The organism is Arthrobacter sp. FW306-04-A, from assembly GCF_044358315.1.
GTDB lineage: Bacteria > Actinomycetota > Actinomycetes > Actinomycetales > Micrococcaceae > Arthrobacter.
In genome coordinates this window covers 2248639-2272566 of record NZ_CP084559.1, presented here as the reverse complement: position 1 = coordinate 2272566, position 23928 = coordinate 2248639, and the positions used below count along the sequence as shown (strand labels likewise).

Annotated in this window: 19 protein-coding genes; 6 read left to right on the top strand and 13 right to left on the bottom strand. The window is 65.0% G+C overall.

What is annotated here, in order from left to right:
• Positions 1-19 precede the first annotated feature (19 nt).
• The 9 genes from aroC to LFT43_RS10360 form a co-directional block, all read right to left on the bottom strand.
• Positions 20-1219: a chorismate synthase gene (gene aroC / locus LFT43_RS10400; protein WP_395796506.1), complete on the bottom strand. Its 1200-nt coding sequence runs from the start codon at positions 1217-1219 to the stop codon at positions 20-22.
• Between the two features lie 26 nt (positions 1220-1245).
• Positions 1246-2115, bottom strand: coding sequence for a shikimate dehydrogenase (locus LFT43_RS10395; protein ID WP_395796504.1), 870 nt, complete (start codon positions 2113-2115; stop codon positions 1246-1248).
• Positions 2112-3689, bottom strand: a complete 1578-nt coding sequence (gene mltG / locus LFT43_RS10390) for an endolytic transglycosylase MltG (RefSeq protein ID WP_395803004.1) — start codon at positions 3687-3689, stop codon at positions 2112-2114. The genes LFT43_RS10395 and mltG overlap by 4 nt, the downstream gene beginning before the upstream one ends.
• 110 nt (positions 3690-3799) lie before the next feature.
• Positions 3800-4390, bottom strand: coding sequence for a Holliday junction resolvase RuvX (ruvX, locus tag LFT43_RS10385; RefSeq protein ID WP_395796502.1), 591 nt, complete (start codon positions 4388-4390; stop codon positions 3800-3802).
• 2 nt (positions 4391-4392) lie between these two features.
• Positions 4393-7071, bottom strand: coding sequence for an alanine--tRNA ligase (gene alaS / locus LFT43_RS10380; protein WP_395796500.1), 2679 nt, complete (start codon positions 7069-7071; stop codon positions 4393-4395).
• 120 nt (positions 7072-7191) lie between these two features.
• Complete coding sequence (locus tag LFT43_RS10375) at positions 7192-7404, bottom strand: hypothetical protein (RefSeq protein ID WP_395803002.1); 213 nt, start codon at positions 7402-7404, stop codon at positions 7192-7194.
• Positions 7405-7462: 58 nt separating this feature from the next.
• Entirely contained in the window at positions 7463-7837 is a 375-nt protein-coding gene (locus tag LFT43_RS10370) for a DUF948 domain-containing protein (RefSeq protein WP_395796498.1), read from the bottom strand.
• A 147-nt stretch (positions 7838-7984) separates the two neighbouring features.
• Positions 7985-8605, bottom strand: coding sequence for a 30S ribosomal protein S4 (rpsD, locus tag LFT43_RS10365; protein ID WP_078108983.1), 621 nt, complete (start codon positions 8603-8605; stop codon positions 7985-7987).
• A 170-nt stretch (positions 8606-8775) separates the two neighbouring features.
• Positions 8776-10245 (bottom strand): replication-associated recombination protein A, encoded by a 1470-nt coding sequence (locus LFT43_RS10360; RefSeq protein WP_395796495.1) that lies wholly within the window; start codon positions 10243-10245, stop codon positions 8776-8778.
• A 41-nt stretch (positions 10246-10286) separates the two neighbouring features.
• Between LFT43_RS10360 and LFT43_RS10355 the strand changes: the two genes are divergently transcribed.
• Positions 10287-10964, top strand: a complete 678-nt coding sequence (locus tag LFT43_RS10355; protein ID WP_395796493.1) for an acVLRF1 family peptidyl-tRNA hydrolase — start codon at positions 10287-10289, stop codon at positions 10962-10964.
• Here the strand turns inward: LFT43_RS10355 and LFT43_RS10350 are convergent.
• Positions 10948-12123, bottom strand: a complete 1176-nt coding sequence (locus tag LFT43_RS10350) for a helix-turn-helix domain-containing protein (RefSeq protein ID WP_395796490.1) — start codon at positions 12121-12123, stop codon at positions 10948-10950. The genes LFT43_RS10355 and LFT43_RS10350 overlap by 17 nt on opposite strands.
• 180 nt (positions 12124-12303) lie before the next feature.
• Here LFT43_RS10350 and LFT43_RS10345 point away from each other — a divergent pair, with 180 nt between their 5' ends.
• The 5 genes from LFT43_RS10345 to LFT43_RS10325 all read left to right on the top strand — a co-directional run bounded on the left by LFT43_RS10345 (position 12304) and on the right by LFT43_RS10325 (position 19567).
• Positions 12304-13797, top strand: a complete 1494-nt coding sequence (locus tag LFT43_RS10345) for an amino acid permease (protein ID WP_395796488.1) — start codon at positions 12304-12306, stop codon at positions 13795-13797.
• The gene (locus LFT43_RS10340; RefSeq protein ID WP_395796486.1) at positions 13794-15068 is read left to right on the top strand and encodes a M20 family metallo-hydrolase; all 1275 of its coding nucleotides are present in this window, start codon (positions 13794-13796) and stop codon (positions 15066-15068) included. Before LFT43_RS10345 ends, LFT43_RS10340 begins: the two co-directional genes overlap by 4 nt.
• The gene (locus LFT43_RS10335) at positions 15065-15889 is read left to right on the top strand and encodes a nitrilase-related carbon-nitrogen hydrolase (protein WP_395796484.1); all 825 of its coding nucleotides are present in this window, start codon (positions 15065-15067) and stop codon (positions 15887-15889) included. The genes LFT43_RS10340 and LFT43_RS10335 overlap by 4 nt, the downstream gene beginning before the upstream one ends.
• 62 nt (positions 15890-15951) lie before the next feature.
• On the top strand, positions 15952-17598 hold the full coding sequence (locus LFT43_RS10330; RefSeq protein ID WP_395803000.1) for a flavin monoamine oxidase family protein: 1647 nt from the start codon (positions 15952-15954) through the stop codon (positions 17596-17598).
• 235 nt (positions 17599-17833) lie between these two features.
• The gene (locus tag LFT43_RS10325; RefSeq protein ID WP_395796482.1) at positions 17834-19567 is read left to right on the top strand and encodes a DUF222 domain-containing protein; all 1734 of its coding nucleotides are present in this window, start codon (positions 17834-17836) and stop codon (positions 19565-19567) included.
• Positions 19568-19627: 60 nt separating this feature from the next.
• On the opposite strand, the gene LFT43_RS10320 is transcribed toward LFT43_RS10325, so the two are convergent.
• The 3 genes from LFT43_RS10320 to hisS form a co-directional block, all read right to left on the bottom strand.
• Positions 19628-20410 carry a GNAT family N-acetyltransferase gene (locus LFT43_RS10320; protein ID WP_395796480.1) on the bottom strand — a complete coding sequence of 261 codons (783 nt, stop codon included), beginning with the start codon at positions 20408-20410 and terminating at the stop codon, positions 19628-19630.
• An 84-nt stretch (positions 20411-20494) separates the two neighbouring features.
• Positions 20495-22291: an aspartate--tRNA ligase gene (gene aspS / locus LFT43_RS10315; RefSeq protein ID WP_395796478.1), complete on the bottom strand. Its 1797-nt coding sequence runs from the start codon at positions 22289-22291 to the stop codon at positions 20495-20497.
• Between the two features lie 145 nt (positions 22292-22436).
• Positions 22437-23795, bottom strand: coding sequence for a histidine--tRNA ligase (hisS, locus tag LFT43_RS10310; RefSeq protein WP_395796476.1), 1359 nt, complete (start codon positions 23793-23795; stop codon positions 22437-22439).
• Between the last annotated feature and the right edge of the window lie 133 nt (positions 23796-23928).

Here is a 23928-nt window from a genome sequence, read left to right as displayed (position 1 = left end):
CCCGAGGTACTGCGGACCACTAGTGGCCGACCGAGTCCAGGTTTGCCGGAATGCTGTCCAGGTAACCCCGAAGGTTTCGTGCGGTTTCAGCGACGGAGTCACCGCCGAACTTCTCAGCGACAGCTTCGGCCAGAACCAGGGCAACCATGGCCTCGGCGACGACACCTGCAGCCGGGACGGCACAGACATCGGAGCGCTGGTGGTGGGCCTTGGCGGCTTCGCCGGTGCTGACGTCAATGGTCTTCAGTGCGCGGGGGACGGTTGCGATGGGCTTCATGGCGGCGCGGACTCGCAGGACTTCGCCGATGCTCATGCCGCCTTCAATGCCACCTGCCCGGTTGGTCTTCCGCACGATGCGGCCGGACTCGTCCTTGACGATTTCGTCATGCGCAGCAGAGCCCCGGCGGGCGGCGGTGAGGAAGCCATCGCCGACTTCAACGCCCTTGATGGCCTGGATGCCCATCAGGGCCGCGGCCAGGCGGGAGTCGAGGCGACGGTCCCAGTGCACGTAGCTGCCGAGTCCCGGCGGAAGGCCGTAGGCCAGGACCTCGACAACACCGCCGAGAGTCTCGCCTTCCTTGTGGGCTGCGTCGACCTCGGCCACCATGGCGTCCGAGGTCTCGCGGTCGAAGCAACGCAAGGGGTCGGCGTCGAGGGCCAGGACATCGGACGGCACAGGCAGCGGCCGACCTTCGGGAACAGCGACGCTCGCGATGGAAACCGTGTGGCTAACGAGTTCGATGCCGAGCTGCTTCAGGAATTGGGAAGCGACTGTGCCAAGGGCAACACGGGTAGCGGTTTCCCGGGCGCTGGCGCGTTCAAGAACCGGGCGCGCTTCGGCGAAGCCGTACTTCTGCATGCCCGTGAAGTCTGCGTGGCCGGGCCGGGGGCGGGTCAGGGGTGCGTTGCGGGCTTGGTCGGCAAGAAGGGCGGGATCCACCGGGTCTGCAGACATGATCTGCTCCCACTTGGGCCATTCGGTATTGCCGATCTGGATGGCTACGGGTCCACCCTGCGTGACGCCGTGCCTGACGCCGCCAAGGATGTTCACTTCGTCCTGCTCGAACTTCATACGGGCGCCTCGACCATAGCCGAGGCGGCGGCGCGCCAAAGCGTCACGAATCTCCTCGCTGGTGAGTTCCACACCGGCGGGGACGCCTTCAACAATTCCGAGCAATGCCGGGCCATGGGATTCACCGGCAGTCAACCAACGCAACATACATCCAATCCTGCCATGTAAGGCTCCTAGTAGACCCGCCGGGGTAGCCCGACTGAGTCGCACATCACATCTATGACATCGGCGGTGACCTCAGCGCCGGAAAACAAACGGATTTGCTCCACGGCTTGATAGAGCAGCATTTCCAGCCCGTGTACCACCACGCCACCGCGTGAATGCCATACTTCGGCAATCCGGCTGGGCCATGGATCGTAGGCGACGTCGAGCAGCACACCCAAGACACCTTCGGGAAGCTTGCCGGCGGGGAGCCCGTCAAGCTGCGTGGCAATGCTGTCCGCCGCCCGCGGCGGAAGGGTGGAAATCACCAGATCGGCATCGGCGATGCCTTCAGCCGCCTCGGCCATCGACCGGAGTTGAACGGCGAGTCCGACGGCGGCAGCGGCGGCTTTCGCTTCGGCTGCCCGTCCGGCGTCGCGCACATAGACGTCAACGTGTTTTGAACCCAGCTCGTGGAGCGCAGCGATGGCCGCCGCCGACGTTCCGCCACCGCCAAGAATCGCGGAATTCGGCCGCTCCCTGACCCCGGCATTCCTGACGGCGTCAACGATGCCAGCCACATCCGTGTTGTGGCCAACCCGCCGCACACCGTGCTCAGTGGCTTCAAACGCGACCGTGTTGATGACGCCCAGGTGTGCACCGGCCCCACGGACCTCGTCGACCTCGTTGATCATGGCGGTCTTGAGGGGCATGGTCACGGACAAGCCGCACCAATTGTCCCCGGCTTCAAGGGCCGCCATGAAGGCTGGCAGCCGCTCAACGGTGACGTCGATGGCTGAGTAGTCGATGTCGAGCCCAAGCTTCGCGTAGGCCGCGCGGTGGAGTGCAGGTGACTTCGAGTGACCGATGGGGTGCCCCAGGACGGCAGCACGTCTACTCACACGCACCGTCCCGCGTTGGCGGCACACCACGCGTTGTACTGTTCAACGTACTTGCTGTGTTCCGCCAACGTGCTGGAGAACTTCGTCTCCTTGGTATCGAGGTTGATGGTCACCCAATAGAGGTAATTGTTGGCTGTTGGCTTCGCGGCAGCGTCGATCGCCGTCTTGCCGGGCGAGCCGATCGGGCCAACCGGCAGGCCCACGTTGGCATAGGTGTTGTACGGGTTGCTCTTGTCAGCCTTCTGGGCATCGGTCAAGTGGAAGGTCTTGGTACCGAGGCCATAGGTGACAGTGGCGTCCGACTGGATGAGCCCATTCGTCTCCGTATTGCCAGGCTTGAGCCTGTTGTAGATGGCACCCGCAACGTTGCCGTAGTCAGCCTGACCACCTTCAGCCTGCACAATGCTGGCGACGGTGATGGTCTGGTACTGCTTGGTTGGATCTGTGACGCCCTGCGCCTTGAGCTCGTCGGTGGTGCCAGTGACGAGCTTCTGGAGGATGTCCTTGGCTGGGGTCCCAAGCGGGAAACGGTACTCCCCCGGCGCCAGGAAGCCTTCCAGGTTCTTCGCGGGGGCCGGGACGCCAAACTGGGCTGGCGAGTCGCTGAGGGCCTTCAACTCGGACACAGGGATGCCTGACCCCTTGGAGATGGCATCGAGCGACTCCCCGATTCTGAGCCCCGCACTGAGCGCGAAGTACATCACCTTGGAGGCGTCCTTGTTGAGGAGGACGTTCACGGCATCGGAGTTCTTCATTTCGGTGCGGAACGTGAAATCGCCCGGTGAGAGTTCACCCCCGGCCGCCGTGAATGCGGCCAGGAACGTGTCTGCGTTGGCAATGACGTGCTGGTTCTGGAGGTTGGTGGCGACCAGTTTGGGGCCGGATCCCGGGGCAACCGTGACCGTGACGGAACCTGTGCCCGGGCCGGGGTAGTCACTGACCTTGTCCATGCCGAGCAACGGCTTCAGGAACTGAGCCCCGACCGCAACAGCGGCGACGAACACCGTGAGGGTCAGAAGGAGTGCGAGAAGGCGACGACGGCGCCGGACTTTCTTCGACGGAACCTGTGCCACCGGAGTCACAGCCGGGATGAGTTCATGTGCATCGTGCTCGTCATGGACTTCGTAGTCGAAGTGGGGATCGTGGTGCTCATAACCTTCGTCATGTGCATGCACTTCGTGGAACTCGTCGCCGTGTGCGGCGCCGTAGATCGGAACGGCGTCGTAGTTCTCGGCATCGTGGGGAAGCGCGACGTCAGGGTGCACAGTGTCGAGGTGCACGGTGTCCTGGTGAGGGACGTCAGGGAACACAGTGTCCTGGTGGACGGCGTCCTGAAGCACTGCGTCTTCATGTGAAGCCTCGTGTTGTTCCACGGTTTCCTCCGGTTGAACCACATCGGACTGCGGAAGAAAGTCCCCGGCCGGCCCGGTTTCGCCGCGAATGCTGTCATCGTGGAGGTCCGGGGCGTGGGGCGGCGTTTCAGTGGCCGCCGGCGCGTAGTGCGGAACATACGCGGGCTGCGGCTTCGGTACGGCGATAGGTTCAAAGTGGACAGGCACAGGCGGTGGCAACACCTCCTGGTTCTGAGTCTCCAGGAAGCGTTCCCTGGCGCGGATTTCACGACGAGTAAGCGGCCGGGTGCGGCCTTCTGATGCGTCGTTGGAGGGGTCGTTGTTGACCGGGCTCACAATTGTCTTCCCCTCGTTGGAGAGTGTGGATCAATGCCGGAGGCCGGCAGCGGCGCATTGGCACCGTCAATGTGTTGGGGTGGCGCCGGCGCTTGCACGCGCCTGCCCACATCTGCACCTCTGGCTTTTTGCATGTCGATCGCGTGCTGCAGAATTCCGGCAGCGGCAACCTGATCCACCACTTTACGATGATCCTTGCTGCTCATGCCAGCTTCATGGAGATTGCGGTGGGCTGTCACGGTACTGAGCCGCTCGTCCACCATGTTGACCGGAACGTCGAGTCCACGGCGCTGCAAGTGGGCTGCCAGCAACTCGGCGTAGTCGGTAGCCATGATCGCAGACGCGTGTTCCTCACCCTTCATCGTGCGCGGAAGCCCGACGAAGATCTGGACTACACCGAGCTCCGCGACCTGGCGGACAATCACACCGATGTCGGAATTCTTCTTGGCGTCCCGGCTCACCGTCTTGAACGGCGTGGCCAGGATCCCGTCCGGATCGCAGATCGCAACTCCCACACGGACGGTGCCGACGTCTACCCCCAGTTTGATGCCCCGGGGGTAGTCGTCGTTGCGCGCATTGGCCTCCAAGATCAGCGCTTGGCGATCGCGTCCACAACGGCCGCAAGGGCCGGTGCGATCTTCGCAGCGTCGGTTCCGCCGCCTTGGGCGACATCGTCCTTGCCACCGCCACCGCCGCCGAGGATTCCTGCCGCCACCCGGACCAGGGCGCCTGCCTTCACGCCCGCGTCACGGGCGGCCTCGTTGGTGGCCACGATGATGACGGGACGGTCGTTGCTGACACCTGCCACGGCCACGGTGGACGCGTCCGAGCCGAGCCGGTTGCGCAGATCCATGGCGAGGCTGCGGAGGTCGTCCGCTCCCCCGACCTGGCCGGCGTCGTGCGCCACCACCCGGACGCCTGCGGCGTCCTGTGCCGTGGCAACGAGGTTGGCCGCGGCCGCGGTCAGCTGCTCCTTGCGTAGGCGGTCGAGTTCCTTTTCGGTGGCCCTGAGCTTGGCCAAGGTACTGGAGATCCTGTCTGCCAGCTGGCCCGAAGGGACCTTGAGCATCTCGGTGAGCTCGGTGACCAAGGCACGCTCGGCCGCGAGGTGCCGGAAGGCGTCAAGGCCGACGAAGGCCTCCACGCGGCGGTTTCCCGAACCGACGGACTGTTCGCCGAGCAGCGACAGGCTGCCGATGAGGGAGGTGTTGGCCACGTGGGTGCCGCCGCAAAGCTCACGGGACCACGCGCCGTCGATCTCCACAACGCGGACTTCGCTGCCGTAGTTCTCGCCGAAAAGGGCCATGGCGCCGAGGGCCTTCGCCTCCGCGAGGCCCATGACCTTGGTGTCCACCTGGAAGTTGTTACGGATGGCGATGTTCGAGACCTCTTCGATCTCGGACTTCGTGGCGGCGCTCAATCCCTCGCCCCAGGCGAAGTCGAAGCGCAGGTAACCGGCCTTGTTGAAAGAGCCACGCTGGGTGGCTTCCGGGCCGAGGATTTGATGCAGGGCAGCGTGCACGATGTGCGTGCCCGTGTGGGCCTGCTCTGCTGCATGGCGGCGTTCGCGGTCGACGGCGGCGCGTACCAAGGCGTCCGAGGAGATCTCCCCTTCGCGGACGATCGCCTTGTGGACGCTCAGGCCCTTCACAGGGCGTTGGACATCGAGGACCTCGACGACGAAGCCGTCACCGGTGATGAGGCCCTTGTCAGCGGACTGGCCGCCGGCTTCGGCGTAGAACGGCGTTTCGTTGAGCACGAGCTCGATCTCATCGCCCGTGGACGCATGGGCGACACGCCGTCCGGAGCTGACGATGCCGCGGACACGGGCTTCACCTTCCAACTCCGTGTAGCCGGTGAAGACGGTGGCGCCTTCGGCCAAGAGCTCCTGGAAGGCTGAGACATCGGCGTGTCCACCCTTCTTGGCCTTGGCATCTGCCTGGGCGCGCTGGCGCTGTTCCAGCATGAGGCTACGGAATTCGGCTTCGTCAACCTTCAGGCCGGCTTCTTCAGCCATTTCGAGGGTGAGATCGATCGGGAACCCGTAGGTGTCGTGCAGGGCGAAGGCGTCCTCGCCGGACAGCGGCTTGCCGGCAGCCTTGGAGAGCACCACGGCTTCTTCGAGGCGGGCGGTTCCGGAGGCGATGGTGCGCAGGAAGGCTTTTTCTTCGGCGTAGGCGATGCGGCTGATGCGGTCGAAGTCGGTCTCCACCACCGGGTAGACGCCCTTCATGGCGTCTCGGGATGCCGGAAGCAGTTGCGGGAGGCACGCTTCTTCGACTCCGAGGAGGCGCATGGCACGGACGGCCCGGCGGATGAGGCGACGCAAGACGTAGCCACGGCCTTCGTTGGACGGCGACACGCCGTCGGAGATCAGCATCAGGGCCGAACGGATGTGGTCGGCGACAACCCGCATCCGGACATCGTCCGTGTGGTGCGGGTCGTCAGCGGACTCGGCAGAGGTGTATTCCCTACCGGACAGCGCCGCGGCCTTGTCGATGACCGGCCGGACCTGGTCCGTCTCGTACATGTTCTCGACGCCCTGCAGGATCATCGCGAGGCGCTCCATGCCGAGGCCGGTGTCGATGTTCTTCTTGGGCAGCTCGCCGGCGATGTCGAAGTCCACCTTCGAGCGGACGTTCTCGATCTGGTACTGCATGAAAACGAGGTTCCAGATTTCGACATAGCGGTTTTCGTCCGCGATGGGACCGCCTTCGACGCCGTAGGCCGGGCCGCGGTCGTAGTAGATTTCCGAGCACGGACCAGCGGGACCAGGCTGCCCGGTGGACCAGTAGTTGTCAGCCTTCCCCATCCTCTGGATGCGTGAGGCGGGGATGCCGGTGTTCTTGAGCCAGAGATCCTGGGCTTCGTCGTCTTCCTCGTAGACGGTCACCCAGAGACGCTCCACGTCGAGCCCATAGCCGCCGTCGTCGACGCTCTTGGTGAGCAGTTCGAAGGCGAACTTGATGGCGTCTTCCTTGAAGTAGTCCCCGAAGGAGAAGTTTCCGCACATCTGGAAGAACGTGCCGTGGCGGGCGGTCTTGCCCACTTCCTCGATGTCGCCGGTGCGGATGCACTTCTGGACGCTCGTGGCGCGGTCGAAGGGCGGCTCCTCACGGGCGGTCAGGTAAGGAATGAAGGGAACCATGCCGGCCACAGTGAAGAGCAGGGAGGGGTCGCTGGATACGAGCGACGCTGAGGGGACGGCGGTATGGCCCTTGCTGACAAAAAAGTCCACCCAGCGTTTGGTGATCTCCTGCGACTTCATTAGCTGATTACTTACCCTTCTCAATTCACTGCACATGAGTTTGTGCGCGGCCCTGGCAGTTGCCATTGCCGCAGCTTCTAATTCTGCCTTGTTGACGGCCGCTTGGGCGAACCGCGGTGGCTATCGGCTGCCGGCGTCGGGCTCGTTGATGCCGAGCGCGGCCCGGAGGTCGGCTTCCCGTTCATTCATTCCGGCGCGCACTGCGTCGGCGAAGTCATACACCCCATCAGCCAGCCGGGCTACGGCGCGGTTCAGGCCGTCGGGACCGATATTGGCCTTCGCTTCGGTGATCTTGCGGAAGGCAATGATTCCGATTGCCACGCCGATCCCCATCCAGACGATTCTTTTCACTGTTTTCCTGACATACGACGGTCGTGACTTATGAACGGGTTCAGCGGCTGCGGCGTCCACTGCTCGATTTACGGCGGTTGGAAAAAGCCGAACGCACTCCGTAGCTGAATGCGGCCACCTTGATGAGCGGTGAACCGACAGTTGCGGCCACCAGCGAGGACAACGCGGAGATATTGGCTGAGGCATCGGAAACGTTGGCGGTGATGCCATCCACCTTCTTCAGCTGCTGGTTGGTCGTGGAGACCGTCGCCGTGACTTCATCCATCAGCGGCGTCGCTCCGTCGCTCAGCGAGCGGATGGAAGTGCGGACTTCGTCAAAGACCCGCCCAAGTTTGAGGATCGGGACAGCCAACAGCAGCACAAGGAGCGCAAAGACTCCGGCCGCGATCAGGCCTGCAATATCGCCACCAGTCATGGACACTCATCTCCTAGCATTTGTTGCGTTGCGGTGGGCGCGCCGTGCGGTTCCGCGCGGACGGCCCCGGCACGGCTTCCCCAAGTACCTTACATACAAAGAAGCCCGCGGCGCGTGCCACGGGCTTCTTTGTATGCGCGCTGGAATTTAGCGAGCGTAGAATTCGACGACGAGCTGCTCTTCGCAGGTCACGGGGACCTCGGAGCGCTTCGGGCGGCGAACCAGGCGTGCCTGCAGGGCGTCAATCTTGACGTCCAGGTAGGCCGGAACGGAGTTCAGGACGTGTGCGCCGGCTGCTGCAACCTGGAACGGAGCCATGACTTCGCTGCGGCTGTGAACGTGGATGAGCTGGCCCTCCGCAACGCGGAACGACGGACGGTCCACGCGAATGCCGTCAACCAGGATGTGGCGGTGCACAACCAGTTGGCGAGCCTGGGCGATGGTGCGCGCGAAGCCTGCGCGCAGCACAAGTGCGTCAAGACGCATTTCGAGCAGTTCGATCAGGTTTTCACCGGTCAGGCCCTTGGTACGACGTGCTTCTTCGAAGGCACGGGTCATCTGGGCTTCGCGGATGCCGTACTGGGCGCGCAGACGCTGCTTTTCGCGCAGACGTACGGCGTAGTCGGAGTCCTGCTTCTTGCGGGCACGGCCATGCTCACCGGGGCCGTACGGGCGGCGCTCCATGTACTTGGCGGCCTTGGGGGTCAGAGCGATGCCGAGTGCACGCGAAAGGCGTGCGGTACGGCGAGCACGAGTGTTGTTAGCCACTTGTGTCCTTCCAATATCTGCGGTGTGTCAGTGTTACTGGCCTCCATGAGGGAGAGCATCGGCCAACCGCTGCCTTTTGCTACGGGGCGCAGGGCACAGCATCAAAACGTGAATTTTGATGGAATGTGCGTCCGTGCCTTGCCAGACAAGCATCCATCCTACCATGAGGCCTACTCGCCCCGGATGATCCTGCGTAGCCGCTCGAGTCGGGGAGCAATGTCCCGTTCGGCACCGTTCCCGGTGGGTTCATAGTAGTCCTTGCCCACCAGGTCATCCGGCGCGTATTGCTGGGTGGCCACGCCATGCGGGGCGTCGTGGGCGTATGTATAGCCCTGGCCGTGGCCAAGCCCCTTCGCTCCTTGGTAATGGGCGTCCCGCAAGTGCGCCGGAATTCCGGTCCCCAACCCCGCGCGCACATCGGCAATGGCTCTGTTGATGCCCATGTAGGCGGCATTGGACTTTGGCGCAGTCGCCAGATGCACCACGGCTTCAGCAAGGATGATCCGGCCTTCGGGCATGCCGATCAGCTGCACTGCCTGGGCAGCGGCGACGGCGGTCTGAAGCGCGGTGGGATCCGCCATGCCGATGTCTTCGGCAGCGGAAATGACGATCCGGCGGGCCACGAAGCGAGGGTCTTCGCCGGCTTCGAGCATGCGGGCCAGGTAGTGGAGGGCCGCGTCGACGTCCGAGCCGCGGATCGATTTGATGAACGCGCTGGCGACGTCGTAGTGCTGGTCCCCTGCCCGGTCGTACCGGACAGCGGCCGCGTCCAGGGCCCGCTCCGTGTGGCGGAGTTCGACGACGACCGGAGCCTCAGGGGCGCCGTGACCCGCGAGCCCCTCCTCTTCGGAGGCGTCGCCGTCGTTGTTCCGGTCCCCGTAGGCGACTCCGGCGGCGGCCTCCAGCGCTGTCAGCGCGCGGCGGGCATCTCCCCCGGACAAGCGGACCAAGTGCTCGAGGGCTTCCGGGCTGAGCTCCACTTTCCCTGCCAGGCCGCGGGCGTCTGCAACGGCCCGCTGCAGGAGCCCTTCGATATCCGCGTCCGTGAGCGGCTTGAGGGTAAGCAACAATGACCGGGACAGCAGCGGCGAAACAACTGAGAAGGACGGGTTTTCAGTTGTAGCCGCGACCAGGACCACCCAGCGGTTCTCGACGCCGGGAAGCAGGGCGTCCTGTTGGGCTTTGTTGAACCGGTGGATCTCATCGAGGAACAGCACGGTTGTTGTCCGGTAAAGATCCCGTGCGGTCAGGGCATTCTCCATGACAAGCCGGACATCCTTGACGCCGGCGGTGATCGCCGACAACTCAACGAACTTCCTGCCGGGTCCACGGGCAATGACATGGGCGAGCGTCGTCTTGCCCGTACCCGGAGGTCCCCACAAGATGACCGAGCTTGGACCTGCGGGACCGGCGGCGTCCGCTCCCGCGGCAAGCTGCCGCAACGGAGACCCCTGGCCGAGCAAGTGCTGCTGGCCCACGACGTCGTCCAGTGTCCGGGGCCGCATGCGGACGGCCAGAGGACTCCGCGGCGATGCCGGACGCGCTGTGCCTGCACGTCCATCACCGGAACGGTTCGAATCGGCCGTCTGGCTGCCGGCGTCGTCGTCGCTGTCCGCGCCGGCACCAAAGAGATCTTCCACATGGATAGGCTACTCATGATTCCAGCGAAGGAGACATCGACGTGGAGACCCGGCCATCCGGCCCCAACGAAAAGCAACCCCCTCGGGCTGGGCGCACTGCCTTCATCCCTGGTCCTCGGTTGCGCGGCTGGGTGGAGCGCTTCGCCGCGAGCCATGGCGCGCTTCAGGAAGAGCCCGACGACGGCGGTACGTTTTTGCGGGCGGCGGACGGCGCCATAGCGCTGTTGAAACCCCCGTGGCCCGTTGATGGAAGGCCCGGCAAGGGCATCAACGCGGTGGAGCGTCTGGCATCCCTTGCTTCACAGGAAAGGCGGCTTGGAGTCATTCTGGTCCGCCGCGGCGGTTACGCGGTGGGGGTGGTGAGCGGCGGCAAAGTGTCCGCGTCCAAATCGGGTTCGCGCTATGTGCAGTCGCGGTCCGCGGCGGGCGGATCCTCGCAGCAGCGGTTTGCCCGGCGCCGCGAGAACCAGGCCAACGCCCTGACTGAGGCAGTGGCCGCATATGCCGCCCATGTCTTCGCCGGGCAAGGCATTGAATACCTCGTCCTGGGTGGGGACGCCGCACTTTCCGCGGCGGTCCTGGAGGAAACGGCGTTGAAGGAGTACGCGTCGCGGAAGCAGTTGCCGTTTCTTGCAGTTGCCGACCCCAACGCAACCGTCCTTCGCAGGGCTGCGGCAGATGCGTGCGCCGTGCGGATCGAGGTCACGGACCCGCTGTAGCGGCGCGCAGCGCCAACACCGCCAACGCAAGATCGGTGGGGTTCTGGAGGTCCAGCCCGGTGTACCGTTCGAAGGCCGCCAGCCGGTTCACCACTGTGTTCCGATGACAAAAGAGCTTGCGTGCCGTCTCCACAAGGCTGCCTGTCCCGAGGAACGTAGTGGCCGCTTCGAGGATGCGTGCCCGTTCCTGCGGTGCACAGCCCTGCAGCATGGGAAACACGAGCTGTCCCGGATCACAACCGAGCTGGGACAATCTGTGCCCGGTGATGGACAACCACCTGTCCCTGAGGGTGAAGACGCCAATGCTTCCCATGGGCAAATCGCGCATGACTTCGCGGGCGGCGGCAGCCGAGGTTCTCACACTGCCGAGCCCTTCAGCCAGTGGCGCCACGGCTACTGCCATGCCATCGAAGAGGACTGACTCGTCATAGGTTAGCGCGCCGCTAAGCTCCGCGTGGCCCTGCCCGCCCCGCTTGTGGATGACCAGGGTGTGGTGCTCTTGGTCGAAGGTGAAGAAGGCTTCTATCCTCTTGGCCCGGTGACGCAGGCGGCGTTGTACGGTCAGGCTGTCTTCCCTGCTGACCGCTGCTACAAGGAACCGCGCGCGGACCTCGACGCGCAGGGCTCCGGCGATCCGGGCAAGATCCGATTCCGACGGTTCCCCCGGGGCCAATAGTTGCGAGAGGTACTGGTGCTGCAGATCGGCGTTGGCCCGCTCGATGTCCTCGAGTTCAGCGACGTAGCGTGCCTGGACGCGTGAGGCAAAGGTGTCCACTGTGCGCCAGACGAGTTCGGTCCTGCTGACAAGCAGCGCCGGATCCACGGCCAAGGCGGATGCCGACAACGCATCCCACACCACGGAAAAATCCAACCTGATCGCGCGCACCAGGCTGTCCAAGGGGAGCCCTTGCCTGGCGCGACGCTTGCCGAGCTCTGCAGCGATGGACTCAAGGGCGTCCATGTTGGTTCCCCCATCCCGCAGCACGCCGAGAATGGCCACCAAGGAATCGTGGCTGCTCCGGCGGAGGTCCTCAATGGTCAGCCCGGATTCGCTGTACACCGGATCCCGGAGGATTCTCGCGACGAATGTATCCACCATGCCAGGGAGCAGTTCCGACAACGCCGCAACCACGCCCCGCCACTTCTCATCGTCGGTCATGGCACCTCCACTGTCCTCTTTCATCATGCCTCCCGAAGAAGAAATGCCGCTTGTACCTTCGTACATTAATTGGCCCCGATTCGAGGTGATGTTGTCATTGGCCGCGCCACCGTTGCTTGGGACGATCGATGTCAGCCGTTTTTATGGCGGCAACCACATTTCTTAGGCCAGGAGTTTTCGATGACCACCAACATCACTGTCGAGGAGCGGCCAACGGCTGTCCGCTCCGACGAACAGTCCGGATATAAGAAGGGCCTGTCCAACAGGCAGGTGCAGATGATCGGGATGGGCGGGGCGATCGGCACCGGCCTGTTCCTTGGCGCCGGAGGCCGGCTTGCCTCGGCCGGTCCCGTCCTTCCCGTGGTTTACGCCATCTGCGGCGTCTTCGCCTTCTTCGTCCTGCGGGCCCTTGGCGAACTCGTACTGCACCGCCCGTCGTCGGGCTCCTTCGTTTCCTACGCGAGGGAGTTCTTTGGGGAAAAGGCCGCCTATGTGTCGGGCTGGGTGTACGCGATCTCCTGGGCGCTCACGGCGATCGTGGACATCACCGCAATTGCGGTCTACTTCCACTACTGGACGGCCTTCAGTTCCGTTCCCCAGTGGGTCCTGGCATTGGCTGCACTGGCGGTCGTGACCGGCGTCAACCTGATTTCGGTCAAGCTTTTCGGTGAACTCGAATTCTGGTTCGCCATCATCAAGGTGGGCGCCTTGGTGGCCTTCCTGATTGTCGGCGGCATCTTCTTCGCCGGCAACTTCCCCGTGGCAGGCCACAACCCCGGCTTCTCCCTGATCGCCGAAAACGGCGGACTACTGCCGAACGGGCTCCTGCCGGCCGTGATCATCGTCCAGGGCATCGTGTTCGCCTACGCCGGGATAGACCTGATCGGTGTCGCGGCCGGTGAAACAAAGAACCCGGCGAAGGTCATGCCCAAGGCTGTCAATGCGGTGATTTTCCGGATCGCCATCTTCTACGTCGGGTCTTCGGCGCTGCTGGCCCTTCTGCTTCCCTTCAACGCGTACAAGGCCGGCGAATCGCCGTTCGTGACCTTCTTTGCCGCCATCGGGGTTCCCGGGGCAGGCGACGTCATGAACTTCGTGGTCCTGACCGCGGCGTTGTCCAGCCTGAACGCGGGCCTGTATTCGACCGGACGCATCTACCGATCCATGGCCCAGACCGGCACGGCGCCCAAGTTCATGGAACGGATGAGCCGCGGCGGAGTGCCGTACGGCGGAATTCTCTTCACCGCAGCCATCACACTGCTGGGCGTTGGACTGAATGCCGTGGTTCCGGCCATGGCCTTCGAGATCGCCCTCAACGCGACGGCCTTGGCCATCCTGTGTACTTGGGGAACCATCGTCCTGTGCCAGCTCAAGCTCTACAAGCTGTCCAAGAAGGGGCTCATGCTCCGGCCCGCGTTCCGGATGCTTGGCGCTCCCTGGACGTCGTACCTCACCTTGGCCTTCCTCGCCGCCGTCATGGTTCTCATGGTCTTCGATTTCCCGGTGGGGACATACACGGTCGCATCGCTCGCCATCATTGCCCCCGCGCTCATCGCCGGATGGTTCGCCGTCCGCAAACGCGTGCACGAACTGGCAATCATCAATCCCGGAAGCCATGTCTTTCCGGTCATCACATCCACACCCAGGAACGAAACGGAAGGCTCCGCATCATGAGCACCCCTACTATCGGAGCGAACACAGGCGTCACCGCCGCCGAGGCCTTCCTCCGCGACTTCCGCAGCCTCTCCGCCATTGGCGAGACGCCAGGCCATGGCGTAGACCGGCAGGCAGCAACCACCGCCGACGCACAGGCCCGCACGTGGTTCACTTCCCTGGCTGCCCAGTACGGCTTCCGCACCGAAACGGATCAGGTAGGCAACCTTTACGCCCTCCTGGAATGGACGCCCGGCGCGCCCTATGTCCTGGTTGGATCCCACCTCGACAGCCAGCCGACAGCCGGCAAGTACGACGGCGCCTACGGGGTGGCTGCCGCCCTGCATGCAGGACGGCGCCTGGCCGAGTCCACCGTCCCCGGGGAGAAGCCCAAATACAACCTGGCCGTGGTGGACTGGTTCAACGAAGAGGGCTGCCGCTTCGCGCCTTCCATGATGGGAAGCTCCGTCTACACCGGAAAGCTGCCGGCTGAAACCGCCCTCGCCATCACCGACGTCGATGGCGTCACCGTACGCCATGCGCTGTCCGCCATCGGTCAGCTCGGCACCGGCAACGGCCCCCAGGCGGCGGCCTATGCCGAGATCCACATCGAGCAAGGCCGGTCCTTAGAGGACTCCGGAACCACGATAGGCCTGGTCCATTCCTGCTGGGCCGCAGCCAAGTACAGCGTCACCGTCCATGGCGAGCAAGCCCACACCGGTTCGGCCGTCATCGCCGACCGCAAGGACGCCCTCCTGGGCGCATCCCGGCTTGTCGTCCTGCTGCGCGAGATCGCGGACCACTTCCAGGGAGCGGTGCTGCATACTTCAGTGGGGCAACTGACCGTCTACCCGAACTCCCCTGTGGTAGTTCCGTCCAAGGTGGAACTGGTCATGGACATGCGCACCGCAGACGAAGACGTGCTGGCAGCAGCCAAAACGCTGCTCCGTGCCGGCATCTCCAGCATCGAAACCGAGACCAACGTCTCGATCGACGTCGAGGAATCCCATGCTTGGGGCATCAATCCGTACCAGCCCGCCGGCGTCGAACTGGCCCGCGAATGCGCCGACAAGCTGGAGCTAAGGAGCGCCCCCGTTTTCACCCTCGCCGGACACGACTCGATCAACATGAAGGACATCGTCCCCACCGTCATGCTGTTTGTCCCCAGCGTGGACGGCATCTCCCACAATGAGCGCGAGTTCACGCACGACGACGACGCCTGCGCCGGAGTGGATATGCTCACCGAAGTCGTGGCCCGCCTCTGCCGTGGAGACCTGGACGGGGCGAAATGACAATTGAGCTCCACCCCGGACTGCGTGTTGCCGTCCTTCAGGCCACCGGCCTCGTTAACTCGGCAGCGGAAAACCTCCGGCGCATCGCGGCCCGGGCGCACGAGGCCAGGCAGCGCGGAGCGACGCTGCTGATCACCCCGGAGCTGTTCACCAGCGGCTACGCACCAACTGTGGTCCACGGCACCGACGGCGTCGCGCAGCGCGAGCAACTCGCCGCCGTCGCCGTCGAACACGGCATCGCACTGGTGGCCTCCACCGTGGAACACGAGGACGGCAGGCACTACATCAGCGCCTCCCTTTTCGGCCCCGACGGCGTGGAACTGACCCGCTACCGAAAGCAGAACCTGTTCGGTGCCGACGAGAACTCCGTGTTCACGCCCGGAACCGAGGCGCCCGCCGTCGTCGACTTCAACGGCGTCAGGATCGCCCTGGGCATTTGCTTCGACGTCGAGTTCCCCGAGTTCGTGCGGTCCGCCGCCCTGGCGGGGGCCGAGTTGTTGTGCGTGCCGACGGCGGTACCCCTGCGGGCAGCGGACGACGCTGGCGAGCAACTCTTCGACACACGGCTGATCCCCTCCATGGTGGTCCCGACGAGGGCGCTCGAAAGCCAGCTCTTCATCGCCTACGCCAACCACGCCGGCCCGGACTTCGCAGGGCTGAGCACCATCGCCGACCCTTATGGTCGGCGCCTGGCGACGGCGTCCGGCGAAGGTGAGCTGATTCTCGCCGATGTGGACCTCGCTGTCCTTGCCCAAGCCCGCCGGGACACTGACTACCTGGCCCGCTTCATGACGAACGAACCCACCGCAACAAACCACTAAGGACACCAGTGACCATCGCAGCCACATGCACTCCGACTGCCCCCGCGACCGCGACCATCACCATGCTCAACCCGGATTTCCCGTTCCCGTACGATGACTTCCTAGCGCATCCCGCAGGAATCGGTAGCGTCCCGGAGGCCATGCACGGCACCGAGGTGGCTGTCATCGGCGCCGGCCTCTCCGGACTGGTTGCCGCGTACGAACTCATGAAGATGGGCCTCAAGCCGGTCATCTACGAATCCTCCAGGATCGGCGGCCGCCTCCGCGGCGGGACCCAGCCAGGACAGTCCGGCCCCGTGGCGGACCTCGGCGGCATGCGCTTCCCACGGTCGGGACGGTCCTTCTTCCACTACGCCGACAAGGTCGGGATCGAAACCCAGCCGTTCCCCAATCCGCTCACCCCGGCAGCGGGCAGCACGGTGATCGAGCTCGGCGGACAAGCGCACTATGCCGAAACCGCCGCGGATCTTCCGCAGTTCTTCGGCGACGTCGCCGCCGCCTGGGACGACTGCCTCGAGGAACGCGCCTACTTCACGGCGATGCAGGAAGCCATCCGGAGCCGCGACCTGCCCACCATCAAGAAACTCTGGAACGAGTTGGTCCCGAAGTTCGACGACGTCTCCTTCTCCGGCTACCTCGCCACCTCCAAGGCTTTCTCCGCGCTGCCGTTCGAATACCGGGAGGCCTTCGGCCAGGTGGGCTTCGGCACCGGCGGCTGGGACACCAACTTCCCGGACTCGTTCCTCGAAATCCTCCGCGTGGTCTACGTGGACGCCGACGCGGAGCAGCACCGGATCATCGGCGGCGCCCAACTCGTCCCCGAGCGGCTGTGGCAGCACGCGCCGGAAGGCCTGGCCCATTGGCCGGCCGGCACCAGCCTGGCATCCCTGCACGGGGGCCACCCCCGCGGGACCGTCACCTCCGTACGGCGAATGGCCAACGACGACGCCACCCCGGGCGACATCGCCGTCACGGACAAATGGGGCAAGGAAGCCCGCTACCCCGCCGTCATCGCCACCTGCCAGAGCTGGTTGCTCTCGGCGCGCATCGACGTCGACGAATCACTCTTCAGCCACAAGCTCTGGACCGCGATCGAACGCAGCCACTACATGCAGTCGTCCAAGACCTTCGTGGTGGTGGACCTGCCCTTCTGGAAGGACATCGACCCCGAAACCGGACGCCAGGTCATGAGCACTACCCTTACAGACAGGCTCACTCGCGGAACTTACCTCCTGGACAACGGCCCGGATCAACCAGCCATGATCTGCCTGTCCTACACCTGGAACGACGACGCCCTCAAGTGGCTCCCCTTGGATGCCGACGAACGGGTCCGGCTCATGCTGCACTCACTCAAGCAGATATATCCCACGGTGGACATCGCCTCACACATTGTCGGTGATCCCATCACGGTGTCATGGGAGGATGATCCCAACTTCATGGGCGCCTTCAGCGACAACCTCCCCGGCCACTACCGCTACCAGGAACGGCTCTACACCCACTTCATGCAGCAAGGTCACCTGCCGGAACACCGCGGCATCTTCCTCGCAGGGGATGACATCTCCTGGACCGGAGGCTGGGCCGACGGAGCGGTGACCACGGGCCTCAACGCTGTGTGGGGAGTCATGACGCAGCTGGGCGGGAAGACCTCAGTGGACAACCCCGGCCCGGGCGACCGTTTCGAAGAACTGAAGCCCATCCGACTCCCATAAGCTGCACTGGCGGGAACCGGACGTTGCTGCGAGATCTGGACGTGGCTGTTCGACTCCCTACGGCGGAGTGCTGGCAGGCCCAGGTCGGCACCGCCCGGAGGGGCACGGGGCTGCCCAACCCGTCTCCGGGGACGCCCTCTCCTCGGTGCCGGTCGGTGTTTGCCGGAGGTGTACACCTCCCAAGGAACTCAAGTGACGGCACTAAATTGTCGGTGCCTCCTGCGATGCTGTGGGCATGGATCGAGGGACAGCTTGGAGCGCGGACAACAGCGCGGACAGCAGGGCGGCAGTGGAGGCCGTTGCCGCGTCCGTTGCCGTGCTGACCGCCTTCACCCAGGACGCTGATTCCTCCGAAAGCACCGATCCGCTCAGGACTCTGGCCGATGATTGCCTGGACGGCCTGGCCGAAGTGGCCCGGTTGGAAGCCAGGACCGCCGCGCTGAAGGCGACGCTCGCCGCGGACTACGTTCACGCAGCCAGGTCCCTGGCGTCACCGGCGTCCTCACCGCAGGACCGCACCGCCCAGGAGCTAGCCCTGATCGCCGAGGTCGCCTGTGTCCTGACCGTCAGCGAACGGACCGCCGGGGCCTTCCTGTCCGAATGCCAGGCCCTGACCACCGCGCTGCCGCTGACCCTGACGGCCCTTGGGTCCGGGACGATCTCCTGGCAGCACGCCCGGATCATCGTCGAAGAAACCGGCGGCCTGGACCCCGCCGCAGCAGCCGCCCTCGAGGCCCACTTCCTGGACCCCCACGCGCCGAACCCCGCCCGGGGGTGCCCGGACGGGGACCTCGTCCCGTCCCGGTTCCGGGCCAAGGCACGCACCTGGCGCGAACGCCACCACCCCGTCGGCATCGAAGAACGCCACGCCCAACGAGCCGGGGACCGGCGGGTCGACTACCTCCCGGATCGCGACGGCATGGCATGGCTCTCCGCCCACCTCCCCGCAGACACCGCTGCCGGGATCTGGGCACGGGTCACCGCCGCCGCCCGCGCCCTCCAGGGCCCGGACGAGTCCCGGACCCTCGCCCAGCTCCGCGCCGACACCACCGCCACCTGGCTCCTCACCAACACCACCACCGGAATGCCCGACGGCGGCACGCCCGACGGGACGGCCACCGGCGGCACGGCCACCGGCGGCACGGTCAACGGCGGCACGGGAGCGGGCGGGGCCGGAGCGGGCGGGGCCGGAGCGGGGCGGGCAGGGTGCGTCCCGTCCCCGAGGGCGCAGGTCCTGGTCACCGTCCCCGTCCTGTCCCTTCTGGGCGCCACGGACGAACCGGCCATGCTGGACGGGTACGGGCCGATCCCGCCGTCCATGGCCCGCCGCCTGATCACCGACGGCGCCGACTCCTTCCACCGCGTCCTGACCGACCCCCGCGACGGCGCCCCGCTGGAAATCGGACGGACCAGCTACCGCCTCACCAAGGCCCAGCGTCAATGGCTTAGGCTCCGCGACGGCAAGTGCCCCTTCCCCGGCTGCAACAACCACTCCCTGGACAACGACGCCGACCACCTCCTGGCCTGGGCCGACGGAGGCACCACCGGCATCTCCAACCTGGGCCAACCCTGCCCCAAACACCACCGCCTCAAACACAGCTCCGCATGGACGCCCACCCCGGCCAGCAAGGACCACCCCCCGGGATGGACATCACCCTCACAACGGCACTACCCCGGCGAACACCAGGACTGGGAACCACCCCGCTGGCCACACCACCCACCGATCACGGACACGGACACGGACACGGACACGGACAGGAACACCGACACCCGACCGGACCAAGAGCCGCCCGCACACCCCGAACCGCAACTGCCCCCGGATCCCTTCCCCGACTGGCACTCCTTCACCGCCGCACACCCCTGGCCCGCCGCCGACGACACCGACGATCCGGGCGAGTCGGCTCTCCTGAGCGACCCCTTCCCCGAATGCGGCGCGATCCAAAGCGCCCGATCGGTCAACACCCCGTGAAAGAGACGCAGGTTCCACGCCTCCGAATGCTCCTGTGAGGGCGCAGGGTGGCCACGCCTCCTAGCAGCCCGACAACGCCCGCTGGGGCCGGGCCTGCCGGTAGAGGTACCTGCCGTGCTCTGCGAAGCGGGCGCCCTCGTACAGAGCCCGGGCGCCGGTATTCGAGGCCATCACCAGTAGCCAGAACTCCGACACGCCCCGCCGACTGCCAGCCGTGAGAAGCGCGTCAAGCACCTGCCGCCCGCAGCCACGGCGGCGATGCTTGGCCGCGGTGGCCATGCAGTAGATACCACCCCTGCCCTCCACGAGGGCGAGGCGTCCGACGGCGGCCGGGGCGCCGTCGTCGTCCCTCACGAGGGCATAGATCGAGGGGCACGACGAAAGAATATTCCGTGCAATCTCCAGCTCGGCGTCTCCGCCGCGGCCGTCCACCGACCACCACAGCCGGAGCCACTCTTCTGAAGGCTCTTCGGAGATCTCGACGCCGTTCGCCCAGCCATCCCGCGGGGCAGCGGGAAGAGTGCCGCCCTGGCGGACCATGATGAGGGTCTCAGACTGCCGGGTGAATCGTTGCGCATCAAGCACCGCGTTCAGGCCGGTGCTGCGTTCGTCTTCGAAAATCTGGAAGATCAGCGGGAGGCGCCGGGAGCGATACCACCGGGTCGCGGCCCGGACTGCTGATTCGTGGTCATCGGGCTGCTCCCTGGTCCAGACCGAGTTTGCCCGCTGCGTGACGCCTTCCGCGGCACGCATGACCCATCCGCCGGTGTCCTCACGATCCGGGGCCGGCCATGCCCGGTCCATCAGCTCCTCTATCAACCCAAGGCTCATCTCCTGGGCCATGTGTCCTCCTCAATGTCAATCGCCGTCCTGATGCGCCGAAGGCCCCCGCAGTTGCGGAGGCCTTCGGTCTACTACTACGTTTCGTTAGTCGGACTTGCTCTGGGACTTGTCTGTCTGGGGCTTGGCCTCAGGCCTGAAATCCACTCCGGCTTCCTTGCGCTGCTGCGCCGTGATGGGTGCGGGAGCAGCGGTCAGGGGGTCGTACCCGCCGCCGGACTTCGGGAAGGCGATGACGTCGCGGATGGAGTCGACACCGGCTAACAAGGCCACAACGCGGTCCCAACCGAAGGCCATGCCACCGTGCGGAGGTGCGCCGTACTTGAAACCCTCGAGGAGGAAGCCGAACTTGGTCTGCGCGTCTTCCTTGTCCAAGCCCATGAGCTCGAATACGCGCTCCTGGACATCGCTCTCGTGGATACGGATGGATCCGCCACCGATTTCGTTGCCGTTGCACACGATGTCGTAGGCGTAGGACAGGGCCGATTCAGGATCCTTGTCAAACGAGTCCAGGAACTCGGGCTTCGGGGAGGTGAAGGCGTGGTGCAGGGCCGTCCACTGGCCGCCACCCACCGCCACGTCACCGGAAGCGACTGCTGCAGCAGCAGGTTCGAACATGGGCGCGTCCACGATCCAGACGAAAGCCCAATCCTTGGGGTCGATCAGGCCGGTGCGGTGGCCGATCTCGACGCGGGCAGCACCAAGCAGGGCGCGGGACGGGGACTTCTCGCCGGCGGCGAAGAAGATGCAGTCGCCCGGCTTTGCCCCCACGGCGTCGGCCAGTCCGGCACGCTCGGTGTCCGTCAGGTTCTTGGCAACGGGACCCGTAAGCTCGCCGTCTTCCTTGAACAGAACGTAGGCAAGACCCTTGGCGCCACGCTGCTTGGCCCATTCCTGCCAGGCATCCAGCGCGCGGCGGGCCTGCGAGGCGCCACCGGGCATGACAACCGCGCCGACGTAGGGCGCCTTGAAGACACCGAAGTTCGTGTCCTTGAAGAACTTCGTCAATTCGGTGAGTTCCAGGCCGAAGCGCAGGTCCGGCTTGTCTGAGCCGTACCTGGCCATGGCTTCGTGGTACGTCATGCGGCGGATCGGCGTCGGGATCTCGACGTCGATCAGCTTCCACAGTGCTTTGACGATGCTCTCGCCGAGCTCGATGATGTCGTCCTGGTCAACGAAGCTAGCTTCGATGTCGAGCTGGGTGAATTCCGGCTGGCGGTCCGCACGGAAGTCTTCGTCGCGGTAGCAACGGGCGATCTGGTAGTACTTTTCGAAACCGCCAACCTGGAGCAGCTGCTTGAAAAGCTGCGGCGACTGCGGAAGCGCATACCAGGAACCCGGTGCCAAACGCGCCGGGACAACAAAGTCACGGGCACCCTCCGGCGTCGAGCGCGTCAGCGTGGGAGTTTCGATCTCTACGTAACCCTGCTGGTGGAGCAGTTCGCGGGCCACGCGGTTCGCCTCGGAACGCAGGCGCAGGTTGTGTGCGGGGCCAGGGCGGCGCAGGTCGAGATAGCGGTGCTTGAGGCGCGCTTCCTCTCCGACCTCCACGTGCTCGTCGATCTGGAACGGCAACGGGTCCGAGGTGTTGAGGATCACTACTTTCTCGGCGATGACCTCGATCTCCCCGGTGGCGAGGGCGGGATTCTCGTTGCCTTCGGGACGCTTGCTGACGGTGCCCACGATCTGAAGCACATATTCGTTGCGCAGGCCGTGGAAGACCTCTTCCTCGCGGACGACCACCTGGGCGACACCGGACGCGTCACGCAGATCGACGAAGGCCACGCCACCGTGATCGCGGCGGCGGCCTACCCAGCCTGCCAGGGTAACGGTCTGTCCAATGTGCTCGGAACGCAAGGATCCGAGGTCATGTGTGCGCAGCACAGCATTCCTTTCAACATGATTTTCAGCGGATCATGACAAAACGATCCCGTTCGAGTTTACCCGTATGGATGAAGCGCCGCCCATCAGGAGCTGCCCCGACCAGTTGCGGCTGGTCGGGGCAGCTCCCGAGGGCGCCGGTTCGTGCTTAGCGGGTGGTGATGCGGACGTGGAGATCCTCGGCGGACGGCTCCCAGCTGGCGGGATCCGCGTCCACCTGCTCGCCGGTGCGGATGTCCTTCACTTGGTGCTTGCCGTCGTCGTCCGTGAACCAGACAAAAGGAATGCCGCGGCGATCGGCGAACTTGATCTGCTTGCCGAACTTCTCGGCCTTGGCCGCAACCTCGGTCGCGATCCCCCGCCCCCGCAGCTGGGCCGCGACGTCCTGGGCAGCGGACCAGCTGTCGTCGTTGTTCAGTGCCACAAGCACCGCCGTAGGAACCGAGCGGGACGCCGTCGCGAATTCCTGGCTCAGGATGCGGGAGACGAGGCGGGTCACACCGATCGACAGCCCGACGCCGGGAAACTTGCGGTTGCCCTTGCTCGCGAGAGCGTCGTAGCGCCCGCCGGAGCAAATGGAACCGAGCTGTTCGTGTCCCACGAGGACGGTTTCGACGACGGTACCGGTGTAGTAGTCCAGGCCCCGGGCGATGCTGAGGTCGGCAACAACCTTGCCGGGGGCGCGCTGGACCGCGGCCTCAATGACTTGTTCGAGTTCGCTGAGGCCTTCTTCGAGCAGTTCGTCCGTAACACCGAAAGCGCGGACCTGCGCCACAAAGGAGGTGTCCTCCGTGCGGATGCTCGCGAGCTGCAAAGCGAGTGCCGCCTGCCCGTCGGTGGCGCCAAGTTCGCTCTTGAGCAATTCGGCGACTTTCTCGCCGCCGAGCTTTTCGAGCTTGTCGATGCTGCGAAGCACCCCGGCGGTGTCGGTGAGGCCGATACCGCGATAGAAGCCTTCAGCCAACTTGCGGTTGTTGATGCGCAGGCGGAAATCCGGAATGGGAAGCGCGCTCAGCGCTTCGGCGATCACTAGGGCGATCTCGACGTCGTAGCGGAACGGCAGCTCGCCGTCGCCCACAACATCAATGTCCGCTTGCGTGAACTCGCGGGCGCGACCTTCCTGGGGACGTTCCCCCCGCCACACCTTCTGAATCTGGTAGCGGCGGAACGGGAAAGCGAGGTAGCCGGCATTTTCCACGACATAGCGGGCGAAAGGCACCGTGAGGTCGAAGTGGAGGGCCAAGGCGTTGGGATCCGCCTTGTCCGACTTTCCGCCCTCGCCGCCGGGGGCGTCCTCATCTTCCTGCAGGCGGCTGAGGCCGTATACCTCTTTGTCGATCTCGCCCTTGCGCAGTAGCTGGCCGACGGTCTCAACGGCACGGGTTTCGATGGAGGAGAAACCGTGAAGTTCGAAGGTCTTGCGCAAGGTGTCCAGCACATGCAGTTCCACCAACCGCTCCTGGGGAAGCCACTCGGGGAATCCGGACAGGGAGGCGGTACGGGCCATGGTGGAATTTTCTCCTCAATGATTGCGTGGGCCGGACCTGCCTCAAAGAACCACGGGCCGATTCGGCTCAGGATGGGCGGGCGTCCAGCCAGTCATGCATAAACTATGTGCGGCAGCCAGTTTATGCTTTCGG